The 12462-nt window shown below is 52.0% G+C and carries 12 protein-coding genes; 5 read left to right on the forward strand and 7 right to left on the reverse strand.

Features of this window, described 5'->3' with window-relative positions; genetic code table 11:
• Positions 1-132 precede the first annotated feature (132 nt).
• Positions 133-447, forward strand: a complete 315-nt coding sequence (locus AC3G3F_RS03010) for a DUF485 domain-containing protein (protein WP_023249491.1) — start codon at positions 133-135, stop codon at positions 445-447.
• Positions 444-2093, forward strand: a complete 1650-nt coding sequence (gene actP / locus AC3G3F_RS03015) for a cation/acetate symporter ActP (protein ID WP_023249490.1) — start codon at positions 444-446, stop codon at positions 2091-2093. Before AC3G3F_RS03010 ends, actP begins: the two co-directional genes overlap by 4 nt.
• A gap of 38 nt (positions 2094-2131) precedes the next feature.
• Here actP and AC3G3F_RS03020 read toward each other — a convergent pair whose 3' ends face one another.
• On the reverse strand, positions 2132-2821 hold the full coding sequence (locus AC3G3F_RS03020; RefSeq protein ID WP_488394411.1) for an LrgB family protein: 690 nt from the start codon (positions 2819-2821) through the stop codon (positions 2132-2134).
• Complete coding sequence (locus tag AC3G3F_RS03025; protein WP_000257348.1) at positions 2814-3224, reverse strand: CidA/LrgA family protein; 411 nt, start codon at positions 3222-3224, stop codon at positions 2814-2816. Before AC3G3F_RS03025 ends, AC3G3F_RS03020 begins: the two co-directional genes overlap by 8 nt.
• 103 nt (positions 3225-3327) lie before the next feature.
• Between AC3G3F_RS03025 and AC3G3F_RS03030 the strand changes: the two genes are divergently transcribed.
• Positions 3328-4212 carry a LysR family transcriptional regulator gene (locus AC3G3F_RS03030; RefSeq protein ID WP_488394412.1) on the forward strand — a complete coding sequence of 295 codons (885 nt, stop codon included), beginning with the start codon at positions 3328-3330 and terminating at the stop codon, positions 4210-4212.
• A gap of 46 nt (positions 4213-4258) precedes the next feature.
• On the opposite strand, the gene AC3G3F_RS03035 is transcribed toward AC3G3F_RS03030, so the two are convergent.
• The 4 genes from AC3G3F_RS03035 to soxR form a co-directional block, all read right to left on the reverse strand.
• Positions 4259-5905, reverse strand: coding sequence for a Na+/H+ antiporter (locus AC3G3F_RS03035; protein ID WP_023249488.1), 1647 nt, complete (start codon positions 5903-5905; stop codon positions 4259-4261).
• Positions 5906-6054: 149 nt separating this feature from the next.
• The gene (gene ghxP, locus AC3G3F_RS03040) at positions 6055-7404 is read right to left on the reverse strand and encodes a guanine/hypoxanthine transporter GhxP (protein WP_023249487.1); all 1350 of its coding nucleotides are present in this window, start codon (positions 7402-7404) and stop codon (positions 6055-6057) included.
• Between the two features lie 345 nt (positions 7405-7749).
• The gene (locus tag AC3G3F_RS03045; RefSeq protein WP_023249486.1) at positions 7750-8418 is read right to left on the reverse strand and encodes a glutathione S-transferase family protein; all 669 of its coding nucleotides are present in this window, start codon (positions 8416-8418) and stop codon (positions 7750-7752) included.
• A 292-nt stretch (positions 8419-8710) separates the two neighbouring features.
• Complete coding sequence (soxR, locus tag AC3G3F_RS03050) at positions 8711-9169, reverse strand: redox-sensitive transcriptional activator SoxR (protein WP_000412686.1); 459 nt, start codon at positions 9167-9169, stop codon at positions 8711-8713.
• A gap of 86 nt (positions 9170-9255) precedes the next feature.
• Between soxR and soxS the strand changes: the two genes are divergently transcribed.
• Entirely contained in the window at positions 9256-9579 is a 324-nt protein-coding gene (gene soxS / locus AC3G3F_RS03055; protein ID WP_023249485.1) for a superoxide response transcriptional regulator SoxS, read from the forward strand.
• On the opposite strand, the gene AC3G3F_RS03060 is transcribed toward soxS, so the two are convergent.
• Positions 9567-11168: an EAL domain-containing protein gene (locus AC3G3F_RS03060; RefSeq protein ID WP_023249484.1), complete on the reverse strand. Its 1602-nt coding sequence runs from the start codon at positions 11166-11168 to the stop codon at positions 9567-9569. The genes soxS and AC3G3F_RS03060 overlap by 13 nt on opposite strands.
• A 562-nt stretch (positions 11169-11730) precedes the next feature.
• On the opposite strand from AC3G3F_RS03060, the gene AC3G3F_RS03065 reads away from it, so the two are divergent.
• Positions 11731-12012 (forward strand): YjcB family protein, encoded by a 282-nt coding sequence (locus tag AC3G3F_RS03065; protein ID WP_023249483.1) that lies wholly within the window; start codon positions 11731-11733, stop codon positions 12010-12012.
• The last annotated feature ends 450 nt before the right edge of the window (positions 12013-12462 follow it).

The following is a 12462-nucleotide window of genomic DNA, read 5'->3' on the forward strand; positions in this document are numbered from 1 at the left end:
ATTTCGCGTTGCAGGAAGGCGGCAAGCGAGCACATCCCCAACAGCATAGTTCACTATGTGACTGGGGTGCGCGAGTGCGGCCAACGCGCCTGCGGCGTGAAAGACGAAGGGGATACCTCTGGAGACTCTGTGATGAATGATCCAATTTATCAGCGGATAGAAGACTGTGCGCGTTTCAGGGAATTAGTTGAAAAACGGCAACGGTTTGCCACGATTCTGTCGGTTATCATGCTGGCGGTTTATATCAGCTTTATTTTACTGATCGCCTTCGCGCCTGGCTGGCTGGGCACGCCTCTACATGCGGGAACCAGCGTCACCCGGGGGATTCCCATTGGGGTCGGGGTGATTGTGATTTCTTTTGTTTTGACCGGAATTTATATCTGGCGAGCGAACGGCGAATTCGATCGTCTTAATAACGCCGTACTGCATGAGGTGAAAGCATTATGAAAAGAGTTCTGACGGCGCTCGCCGCCGCACTCCCCTTCGCCGCTCATGCGGCGGATGCTATCAGCGGCGCGGTTGAACGCCAGCCCACCAACTGGCAGGCGATTATCATGTTTTTGATTTTCGTCGTGTTTACGCTCGGTATTACGTACTGGGCCTCTAAACGTGTACGTTCCCGTAGCGACTATTACACCGCAGGCGGCAATATCACCGGGTTCCAGAACGGTCTGGCGATTGCCGGCGACTATATGTCCGCCGCGTCATTTCTCGGCATTTCCGCACTGGTGTTTACCTCAGGTTATGACGGGCTGATCTATTCGCTGGGCTTCCTTGTCGGCTGGCCAATCATCCTGTTTTTGATTGCCGAGCGCCTGCGTAATCTGGGACGTTATACTTTTGCGGATGTTGCCTCTTACCGCCTGAAACAGGGGCCAATCCGTATTCTTTCAGCCTGTGGCTCCCTGGTGGTGGTAGCACTTTATCTCATCGCCCAAATGGTCGGCGCCGGTAAACTGATTGAACTGCTGTTCGGCCTCAACTATCACATCGCCGTGGTGCTGGTCGGCGTGCTGATGATGATGTACGTGCTGTTCGGCGGGATGCTGGCGACAACGTGGGTACAAATTATCAAAGCCGTCCTGCTGCTGTTTGGCGCCAGTTTTATGGCCTTTATGGTGATGAAACACGTCGGCTTTAGCTTCAATAATCTGTTTACCGAAGCCATGGCGGTACACCCGAAAGGCGCGGCGATTATGAGTCCCGGAGGGTTGGTGCAAGACCCGATTTCGGCGCTGTCGTTGGGCCTGGGGCTGATGTTCGGCACCGCCGGATTGCCGCATATTCTGATGCGTTTCTTTACGGTCAGCGATGCCCGCGAAGCGCGCAAGAGCGTGTTCTACGCCACTGGATTTATGGGCTATTTCTACATTCTGACCTTTATTATCGGCTTCGGCGCTATCATGCTGGTGGGGGCGAATCCAGCCTATAAAGATGCTGCGGGAGCGCTCATCGGCGGTAACAACATGGCGGCGGTGCATCTGGCGAATGCGGTAGGCGGCAACCTGTTCCTTGGTTTTATCTCTGCCGTGGCCTTCGCCACTATCCTGGCGGTTGTCGCCGGTCTCACGCTGGCAGGCGCGTCGGCGGTATCACATGATTTGTACGCCAACGTGTTCCGCAAAGGCGCAACCGAACGTGAAGAGCTAAAGGTGTCGAAAATCACCGTACTGGTGCTGGGCGTGATCGCCATTATCCTCGGCGTCCTGTTTGAAAATCAGAACATCGCCTTTATGGTGGGCCTGGCGTTTGCTATCGCCGCGAGCTGCAACTTCCCCATCATTCTGCTTTCCATGTACTGGTCAAAACTGACCACGCGCGGCGCTATGCTGGGCGGCTGGCTAGGTTTACTGACAGCGGTGGTGCTGATGATTCTTGGACCTACCATTTGGGTGCAGATCCTCGGCCACGAAAAAGCGATCTTCCCGTATGAGTATCCGGCGCTGTTCTCTATCAGCATGGCGTTCCTCGGGATCTGGTTTTTCTCGGCCACCGATAACTCGGCAGAAGGCAACCGTGAACGTGAGCAGTTCCGCGCTCAGTTTATTCGCTCCCAAACGGGATTCGGCGTAGAACAAGGGCGGGCGCATTAATCTTACCGTTTCCTCCGGCCCTGTGGGTCGGAGGAAAATCAGAACATCACCATCGCCACCAGCGGGGCTGCCAGCACCATCACCACGCCGGACAGCATCATTACCAGACTGGCGACAACGCCCTCCTGCTGACCAAGTTCATAGGAGCGCGCCGTGCCCGCCCCATGTGACGCCGCACCGAAACCGGCCCCTTTTGCCATGCCTTCCCGGATAGAGAGACGCAAAAATAGCGCGTCGCCGACCGCCATGCCAAACACGCCAGTGACGACCACGAACAACGCCACCAGATCCGGCTGCCCGCCCAGGGGTTCTGCCGCCGCCAGCGCAAACGGCGTGGTAACGGAACGTACCGCCAGACTACGCTGGATCTCATCCGACAATGTGAACAGACGCGCCAGCCAAACGGAACTGGTGACCGCCACCACCGTCGCCGTCACTACGCCAGCGGTGAGCGACATCCAGTGACGTTTGATAATCGCGAGGTTATCGTACACCGGCACCGCAAAGGCAATGGTCGCCGGACCGAGTAGCCACAATAGCCAGTGCGATTCGCCAATGTAGTTTTGCCAGGAGATATGACCGAACACCAGCATTAATACCAGCAGTGTCGGCGTCAACACTAATGGCATCAACGGCAGTTTGCGAAAACGGCGATACAGACGCTTATTGGCGAAGTAAATCCCCAGCGTAATAACCAGGCACAGTACGCTTAACTGAAAGTTATTCACGGTTTAGCCTGCTCATCTCATAGCGATATACTTTATCCACCACCCACGCCGTCGCGCCGAGTACCATTAAGGTACTGATCGCTATCACCGAGAAGATGCGCCAGCCGTCCACCAGCAATAGATGGGCATAGTTCACTACCGCCACGACGGCGGGGACAAAAAATAGCAGCATCTCCGCCAGCAGCCAGCGCGCGCCTGCGCGTACCCAGCTAAGCGGAATAATCCGGCAAACGATCAGCGCCAGCATAAGCACCATGCCGACCAGATTCGCGGGTAACGGCAGGCGCAGCCAGGAGACAAGATATTGGGAAAAAATGAATAAACCTGCATATAGCAGTACCTGAACCGGTACCTGGAGTCGTTGCACAACGGCAGGCGTAACGCGGCTTATCGCCACAGCCATGAGGGAATGTCCTGAAAAATAATACGGAGCGCCAGTATAGAGAACCTCCGTCACGGGCAGAAATGAATTAAAATCATTGCAGACATAGTCGGAAGGAATAATCATGGATATCAGAACGCTGCGTTATTTTGTCGAGGTGGTGCGCCAACAAAGTTTCACCCGCGCAGCGGAGAAGTTATTTGTCACCCAGCCCACCATTAGCAAGATGCTGAAAAATCTTGAAGATGAGCTTAACTGTACGCTACTGATCCGCGACGGACGTAAGTTATTGCTGACCGATACCGGGCGCGTGGTGTTTGAACGCGGTCTGGCGATCCTCGCTGAGTTTCGCCAGTTAGAGGCTGAGTTGAGCGATATTAACCATCTCAATAAAGGCTTGCTGCGGCTGGGTATTCCCCCGATGGTCGGCATGTTGATGGCCAGGCCAATCAGTTTGTTTCGACAACGCTACCCTGGCGTTGAACTAAAAATTTCGGAGTTTGGCGGCCTGACGGTGCAGCAGGCAGTAATGAATGGCGAGCTGGATGTCGCGATGACCGCGCTTCCGGTGGAAGAAGCAAGCGGACTGACGACGTTATCGCTGTTCAGTCATCCGCTGTGCGTGCTGGTCCCCCGTTCCGGTCAGTGGATAACCTGCGACTCCATCGCGCCTGAAGCTCTGGCGGAGCATCCACTTCTTATCTACAACGAAGATTTTGCTCTGAGCCGCCAGTTGATGACCTTATTTAGCCAGCATGACGTAAAACCACGGATTGCAGTCCGCAGCGGGCAATGGGATTTTCTCGCCGCCATGGTGCAAGCGGGCGTCGGCATCGCCATTTTGCCGGAACCGATTTGTCAGCGCCTGGATAAGGCCACGCTGCGCTGGCTGCCGCTGGAAAGCGATCTCCGCTGGCAGTTGGGCATGATTTGGCGCGAGGGCGTGTATCTGTCGCACAGCGCTCGGGCATGGTTAACCTGTTGCGAAGGGTTTTGGTTAAAATCATAGTCGTGCTCCCAGGCCCGGTAAGCATCGCGCCACCGGGCCACAAGGACTATTGATTTTCTATCAGCAGCGCTTCCATCAAATCCAGGTCATGCAGCAGCTTTTGCAATGTTTCATTGCTGATCTCTCGCGTGGCGCGCAGATGATACAACTCGGCACGTTCGGAACGCAGCGCGGCAAGACGGAAACGCCGCTCCAGGTTTTCTTCCTGTATGGAGCTTTCGACATCGTTTCGTCCATCGGCACGGCGACGTAAGTTACCAATGACACGAGAGCTTACTTCAGTAAGCAACTGATTATCGATGTTTTCTTCGGTATCCGCCGCCAGACGCTCTTCCATTTTCTGAATGGCGATAATCGCCACTTCCGCCGTCGCCGCACGGGCGATACGCTCCTCTTTCAACTGTTGCGCATGATCGGCGACTTCCAGATGTTGCAGCAGCAGCGGCAGCATGATCACGCCGACAAATAGCGAGAACAGAATGACGCCAGCCGCCAGGAATACCAGTTCATAACGCGCCGGAAATCCGCTGCCATTCGGTAAAAGTAACGGTATAGAGAGCACACCAGCCAATGTGATCGCCCCACGAACGCCAGCGAAGGAAGCAATCAGAATTTCACGTGACGTCCAGTTGGCGAACTCCATCGGTTTCTTCTTCAAAAAGCGCAGGCTGAACTTTTTCATGGCCCACAGCCAGCCGAAGCGAACCAGCATTAATGCCGCATAAATCAGCACGATATCGGTAAAGAGCATCCAGGTTTCGACATTCGGGTCAGCTTCCGCCGCCGCCAGCGAAGACTCCAGAATACCCGGCAATTGCAGTCCCAACAGCAGAAAGACCATACCGTTAAAGACAAATTCCAGCATCGCCCAGGTACTGTTAGCACGCAAACGCATTGCCAGCGGCGCACGGCGCATTACGCCAGATCGGGTGATGGTCATCCCGGCGGCAACGGCGGCCAGAATGCCTGAGACGCCAATATGTTCGGCAATCAGGTAAGACGCGAAGGGCAGCAGAAATAGCAGGACGATTTGCGTCGCGGGCTCATCGCCGCCCCAGCGGCTCAAAAAACGCAGCGATCGGCCATACAGCCAACTGACCACAAAACCCGCCAGAATACCGCCGATAGCAACCTTAAAAAACTCCAGCGTCGCGCCGCCGACGGTAAACACCATCGTCCCCATCGCGACCGCGACGGCGAATTTCAGCGATACCAGACCGGAGGCGTCGTTCATTAACGCCTCGCCCTGCAGAATGCCCATGATTTTTTTCGGGATACGCCCCTCGCCCACAATTCCGGAGAGCGCTACCGCATCGGTCGGCGACAACACGGCGGCCAGCGCAAAAGCGGGGATCAGCGGAATGCCGGGCACCAGCCAATAAATCAGGAAGCCGATCCCAACGACCGTCACCAGAACCAGCGCCAGCGCCAGCCCGAAAATCTCCCGCCCATGTTCAAGAAATTCACGGGTCGGCGTTTTCCAGCCATCCGCAAACAGCAGCGGTGGAATAAACAGCACCAGGAAGAGCTCCGGGTCGAACTCCACATGCAAACCAAACGTCGGCCACGCCAACAGCGCGCCAACGGCGATCTGCATAAGGGGTAAAGGAAGCTGGAAGGGTAATACACGCGTAAATACCCCCGACAGCGAGACCACAAGGGTCATGATGAGTATTGTGAAGAAAATTTCCATGCGTTCCCTGTTTGCGATGTTTTTTATGATGGAGAGAGGCATCATGCCTCGGTTTCACCTTCTTCAGATTAACGCAAAAGGTAACGTGATGTGTCCTGAAAATGAAAACGGGCGGCCAACGCCACCCGTTTTTCAGAACGAAGGTAGAACTAGATAGCCCAGCCGCCGGCATAAAAAGCGACCAACGCGACCGCAATGACGACAGTCCCGATATTCAGTTTACGCCATTCGCCGGAAACCACACGCCCGACGACCAGCGTGGCAAAGCCGATCATAATCCCGGTGACAATGTTACAGGTCAGTACAATAAATACGGCTGTCACCAGCCCAGCCATCGCATCGACGAAATCAGCAAAATCGATTTTCGCCACGTTGCTCAGCATCAGCAGACCGACATACATGAGCGCCGGGGCGGTTGCATAGACGGGAACGAGATAAGAGAGCGGCGAAAGAAACAGGATCAGTAAAAACAGCACGCCCACGGTAATCGCCGTCAGGCCCGTTTTGCCGCCCGCCGCCGTACCGGCCGCAGACTCGATATACACCGCGGCTGGCGCCGCCCCGACCAGGCCGGAGAAAACGCTACTCAGGGAGTCGGTTGTTAGCGCTTTACCGCCATCGATAATTTGTCCGTCTTTGTCCAGCAGATTAGCCTGCCCTGCGACCGCACGGATCGTCCCGGTCGCATCAAATACCGCCGTCATCACCAGCGCCAGTACGCTTGGCAGGACGACAGGGTTTAACGCGCCCATAATATCCAGGCTGCCGATCAGCGAGTTGCCGTTTTCATCGCTCAACGAAGGCATAGCGAAAATGCCGGAAAAATGGACGCCAGGATCGAAGAGCAAACCCACAATAGAAATGCCAATAATGGTCAACAGAATGCCGCCGGGGACTTTCAGCTTTTCCAGACCGAGAATAACAGCCAGCCCCACCAGCGACATGATCACCGGGAAGGTGTCGAAATCACCCAGCGCGACCGGCAGGCCATCCAGCGGGTTTTTAATGACCAGGCCGACGCCGTTGGCGGCAATCAGCAACAAAAACAGGCCAATACCGATACCTGTTCCGTGAGCCACGCCCTGTGGCAAGTTACGCAAAATCCAGCTACGAATGCCGGTAGCGGAGATAATGGTAAACAGTACGCCCATCAGGAATACAGCGCCAAGCGCGACCGGGACGCTAATATGTTGCCCCAATACCAGGCTAAACGCGGTAAACGCCGTCAACGAGATAGCGCAACCGATAGCCAGCGGCAGATTCGCCCATAGTCCCATAACAATAGAGCCGACGCCTGCGACCAGGCAGGTCGCCACAAAGACGGCGGCAGGCGGGAACCCGGCTTTACCCAGCATCCCTGGCACCACGATGACGGAGTAAACCATCGCGAGGAACGTGGTTAAGCCAGCAACGACTTCCTGGCGAACGGTGCTCCCGCGTTGTGAAATTTTAAACCAGGCGTCGAGTGAACCGCCGGTACGCGCTGAAGGCGTAGACATAGAAAACATCCCCTGAGAATTTATTATTCGTCGGTATACGTGGGAGGTAATCCACTAACAGAGCAACGTTATCTCCTTGTGCTACATTTACGACAATCGGGGTGCCGCAAAAAAGCAAACGTTTAGCTCCACGTATACAAAACGGGTGGCAAAAAAGGCAAACGATTATCCAGCGATCATAAACGCTTTTTCAACTGAACTTTGCCGCTTTTTATGCTTTTCTGCTTAGTATGCTCAATAAATCGCCACACTATGCGCAATCGTTATCGTCACTGCGCAATCCAGCAACAATTTTTCGCATCGCTGTTAGCAAATACGTTGCGCAATCTGCTCACAAAAACGTCATTATCCACCAGGGATGGTAAACGGACCGCCCTGCTGAATCGCTCGCTGCCAGGCAGGACGCCTTTCTACCCGCGCTTTCCATGCGCGGATATGGTCGAGATGAGCGATCCCGCCCCGGGCAAGCAGCGCAAATAGCGGGAAGCTCATCTGGATATCCGCCATACTCAACTGCTCCCCGGCAAACCAGGGGTGATTTGCCAGATGCCCGTCAATAAAGCGCGCATGGGTTTCCAGTTGCGGATTGAGGTACGCTTTTTGCGCGCCCTGACCGATGACGCCGCCCAACGTTCGCAGGCCCAATGGCACCGGCGGTTTACCCAGCGAGGTAAAGAGCAGTCTCATCAATAGCAAGGGCATGAGTGAACCTTCAGCGTAATGTAGCCAGAATCGATAGTGTTGTTTCCCCTGCGCATCCGCAGGTTTAAAGCGCCCGATACTGTCGTAAGTTTCCTGCAAATATTCCAGGATGGCGCCCGATTCCGCAATAACCATACCGTGATCTTCGATAACCGGAGACTTGCCCAGCGGATGCACTTTTTTCAATGCTGGCGGCGCCAGCATTGTCTTTTCACGTTGGTAACGCACAATCTGGTAAGGCAACGCCAGTTCTTCCAGCGCCCAGAGGATGCGCTGCGAACGAGACTGATTTAAATGGTGCACCGTTAGCATGACTGTCTCCTGTAAGGTATGCCAACTAACTATAGAAAATGATGGCAGTTGCCGTAAAAATTTCGGCTAAAAAATCAACATTTCGCTGGCGAACAGGGAGCCGTCGCTTACACTTACAGTATCAACACAAACCGGAACCTCCACCACGTGCTCGATATGAGGGGTGTTGACGTCGGGGGAAACCCTCCTGTAATCAGCGGGATAGAGTGAAAGACAAAGACCGGAAACAAACTAAAGCGCCCTTAGCGGCGCTTTAGTTTTAGGTGAATTCTGCCCGATGGCCGGATGCGTGTTAATCATCTTCAAGCAGGCGGGCGCCCGTCCCGTGTTCGCCAAGCCTGTCGCCTGGATTTCTCAGCGGACAGTCGCTACGCGATAAACAGCCGCAGCCGATACAACCGTCCAGCTCATCGCGCAACGCCACCAGCGTATGGATACGTCGGTCTAACTCTTCACGCCACTGCGAGGAGAGCTGCTTCCACTCTTTTGCACTCAACGTATGTCCTTCCGGCAAGATACCGAACGCGTCACCGATAGTTGCCAGCGGAATACCTATACGCTGGGCGATCTTGATAATCGCAACATAACGCAACACGTCACGCTTGTATCGCCGCTGGTTGCCGCTATTACGGATACTGGTAATTAGCCCTTTGCTTTCATAGAAGTGCAGGGCGGACACTGCAACACCACTACGTTTCGCAACTTCCCCCGGCGTAAGTAAGGCTTTTAAACGGGGAGATTTTTTTTCCATAAATCGCTTTACCTCAAGTTAACTTGAGGAATTATACTCGCCCGCAGACAAAACGACGAATCGAATACTGTTTAAGAGGCAGCAATATGTCGCATCAGCAGATAATTCAGACCCTTATCGAATGGATTGATGAACATATCGACCAACCGCTAAACATTGAGGTGGTGGCAAAAAAATCGGGTTACTCCAAGTGGTATTTGCAGCGGATGTTCCGTACGGTAACGCATCAAACCTTAGGCGAGTATATTCGCCAGCGCCGTCTCCTGTTAGCAGCCGTAGAACTACGGACGACTGAGCGCCCGATTTTTGATATCGCGATGGACCTGGGCTATGTATCGCAACAAACCTTCTCGCGTGTATTCCGCCGCGAGTTCGATCGCACTCCCAGCGATTACCGTCACCGCCTGTAGGACGCCTGCCCGCGTATCGTCAGAGGCGCGGGCGGTTGTTGTAGCCAGACGATGAATTCCTGCGGCGGTAACGCTTTCGCAAAGTGCCATCCCTGACAATACTGAACGCCGCGTTTTAGCAACCAGCTAACCTGTTCAGCCGTTTCAACCCCTTCAGCAATGATTTTTAGCCGCAAACTTTGTGCCATTTCAATAATATGTTCCACAATCAAATGGCTGGCGCTATTAGTGGTTAGCGTGTCGACAAAAGATTTATCAATTTTTAAAAGGTCGACATTTAATGAGTACAGGTTATGCAAGTTCGAATAGCCAGTACCAAAGTCATCAATTGCCACCTCGTATCCCGCCTGGCGAAACGCCTGAATAATCGGCGTCATTTTAGGCACATCAATAAATCCGCGCTCGGTCACTTCAACCTTTATCTGTTGCGCAAGCACTGAATGCTGACGCGTTTTTTCATGAATCATCACAATTAACCGGGAAGAGAGAAAATCGGCGGCAGAGAGATTGATAGAGACATAAAGATGCGGGTGCGCAGCCAGAAAACAACCTAAATCATTAAATACCTCTTCGACGACATAATCGGTGATCTGCTCAATCATTCCCTCTTTTTCCGCCAGTGGAATAAATTCGCCAGGGCTCATCACCGGACCGTTATATCCCGGCCAACGCAATAGCGCTTCGGCGCCTACACACAACCCGTTTCGGATATCAATGATCGGCTGATAATGAAGGCAAAGCTGATGCCTGGTCATGGCCCGTTGCAGCAATCGGCGCGGTGAGTGATATGCCTGTCGGGATCGTGACCACATGAATAAGATAATAATGCTACAGATGATCCCTAACGGTAGCGTTAATGTAAGCTGATGAAAGAGGTTCTGGTAAAAACGCTCCTTTGAGGTTGAAACAATTGCGGCAACCGGTCGTTTTGCTGATTTAACCAGAGTATAAAAACGTTCACCCTGTTGGAACACAGGTTCACTTCGTCGCACCAAAGGTAATAGCTGAGCGGCCTGCGCCAGTTCACTCAGGGAGAAAAAGGTATTGGTCACCGTATCATACATTCCCCAGGCCAACGCCGGATCGTCTGACATCACCTCGCTATAAGATAATGGATTGATAACCACAACATAGTTTCCCCGCTGCATATACGTCATTTTATAACCGTTAAAAAAAGGCGTATCACGATAGTAATAAATAGCGATGTCAGGCTTTCGCTCATAGTCAGCGCGGGGAATAAAATAAGGGTTTGTTGGCGTCATAACCGTAGAGCATAGAAAACGCTGGCCTTCAGCATAAATCAACTCATTAATGTACAAACGACCGCGGATAATATTCAGCATTCGCTGTTGATGGGCTGGTGTACAGGCTTGTCCCTGATATTGTTCAGCAGCATCGCGGGCTAAATCCGCTTGCAGGATAACCAGCTCCGTTTTATCTAATACCCACTGTGCAAATGAATGTAATTGATTTCTGGTTTCAGAGACTGCCCGGCTATGAGCAAACCATAACGCCAGCAATACAGGAAGTAACACCACAATGATCGTTTCGAGAAATTTCAACACCTTGCGTCGCGTGCTTTGACTCATTTTCAGCCTATTTCCCTGCATTATTTATGACTATTATTGGCAAAACAAGATGTGATCCAAACGGAGGTTTACGGTGCATGAATCTATCAATATTAGCAACAGACTTTTGCCGGTCAACATTTACTATTAATGGATATGCGCAATCTTTATCGCATAACAGGCAGGAAGCCCAATATTTTTGATAATATCAGAATGATGCTCAGGTAAACGGCCGGCTATAAATTTTTATCCATTTCTTTTGATAAATAACTTGATATTTTTATCAGGTCTACATTTCACGGAAAAAATAAAAGAGTAGTAATAATACATCTTTTACTTTCGGACGGTTTCTCTATGGACGTTCAGAAACCACACAAAAAAGATGGTTATAAAACGCACAAAAAATACATTGTCGATCTGGTGGACAATCAACATTATGTGATACAGTTCACAAAAATAATGAAACAGAAATAATGTTTCATTCGATGTTGATGTGACGTCCGTTGATAGCCAGAATGTCCCACGCTTCCCGGGAGCAACGCCGCGCTGTCCTGGACAAAGGTCTATTCAGAGGAAATGTTTCATGACTGCCATAACCACTGGTGTCGTTCTTCTCCGTTGGCAACTGTTGAGCGCAGTGCTCATGTTTTTAGCCAGCACGCTCAATATTCGTTTCCGTAGATCAGATTATATTGGTCTGGCGGTGATCAGTAGCGGTCTGGGCGTAGTATCCGCCTGCTGGTTTGCCACAGGTTTACTCGGTATCACCATGATGGATCTCGCCGCAATTTGGCATAACATTGAAGCCGTTATGCTCGAAACGATGAGCCATACCCCACCAGAATGGCCAATGGTGCTGACCTGAGGTGCTATCGCTTCCCGGTGAAGTCGGCCCGGGAGGGTTTTCAACGCCTCCCTTTGCTTTCGATGATGCGCTCCCTGGAGGCATCATCGAAAGCGATCTATCCTAAATCCCCACGCTTTATTTATATCAAAATCTTATGTTTCGCTTTGACTGTAACGTAATAATAATGATAAGGAACACTATAAAATATCAATAATAGCCCTATATTATATGTTATTGTGCCAACCCCCTTTTTTTTACTTTTAGTTCACAGCAGTTGTCCTATATTATAACACCATGTATTTTTATGGTGAGCCTCAAACAGTCTGTTCATTCGGCATTTTTGACAATATTACAGGAGTGATCTAAACCGTTATTTTTACCATCCCGGTTTTGAGACTCCAAATATTTTCCCTAACGAATCCAGAGAAGATCCCGGATAATAATTATAGAATCGAAAACTACTCGTTG

Source organism: Salmonella sp. FC25216, from assembly GCF_057751355.1.

What these genes read in the sequence shown, in the direction of transcription:
- AC3G3F_RS03010 (WP_023249491.1), top strand. Translation starts at nt 133, where the DNA reads ATGAATGATCCAATTTATCAGCGGATAGAAGACTGTGCGCGTTTCAGG.
- AC3G3F_RS03030 (WP_488394412.1), top strand. Translation starts at nt 3,328, where the DNA reads ATGGATATCAGAACGCTGCGTTATTTTGTCGAGGTGGTGCGCCAACAA.
- actP (WP_023249490.1), top strand. Translation starts at nt 444, where the DNA reads ATGAAAAGAGTTCTGACGGCGCTCGCCGCCGCACTCCCCTTCGCCGCT.
- AC3G3F_RS03025 (WP_000257348.1), bottom strand. Translation starts at nt 3,224, where the DNA reads ATGGCTGTGGCGATAAGCCGCGTTACGCCTGCCGTTGTGCAACGACTC.
- AC3G3F_RS03060 (WP_023249484.1), bottom strand. Translation starts at nt 11,168, where the DNA reads ATGAGTCAAAGCACGCGACGCAAGGTGTTGAAATTTCTCGAAACGATC.
- ghxP (WP_023249487.1), bottom strand. Translation starts at nt 7,404, where the DNA reads ATGTCTACGCCTTCAGCGCGTACCGGCGGTTCACTCGACGCCTGGTTT.
- soxR (WP_000412686.1), bottom strand. Translation starts at nt 9,169, where the DNA reads ATGGAAAAAAAATCTCCCCGTTTAAAAGCCTTACTTACGCCGGGGGAA.
- AC3G3F_RS03035 (WP_023249488.1), bottom strand. Translation starts at nt 5,905, where the DNA reads ATGGAAATTTTCTTCACAATACTCATCATGACCCTTGTGGTCTCGCTG.
- soxS (WP_023249485.1), top strand. Translation starts at nt 9,256, where the DNA reads ATGTCGCATCAGCAGATAATTCAGACCCTTATCGAATGGATTGATGAA.
- AC3G3F_RS03045 (WP_023249486.1), bottom strand. Translation starts at nt 8,418, where the DNA reads ATGCTAACGGTGCACCATTTAAATCAGTCTCGTTCGCAGCGCATCCTC.
- AC3G3F_RS03065 (WP_023249483.1), top strand. Translation starts at nt 11,731, where the DNA reads ATGACTGCCATAACCACTGGTGTCGTTCTTCTCCGTTGGCAACTGTTG.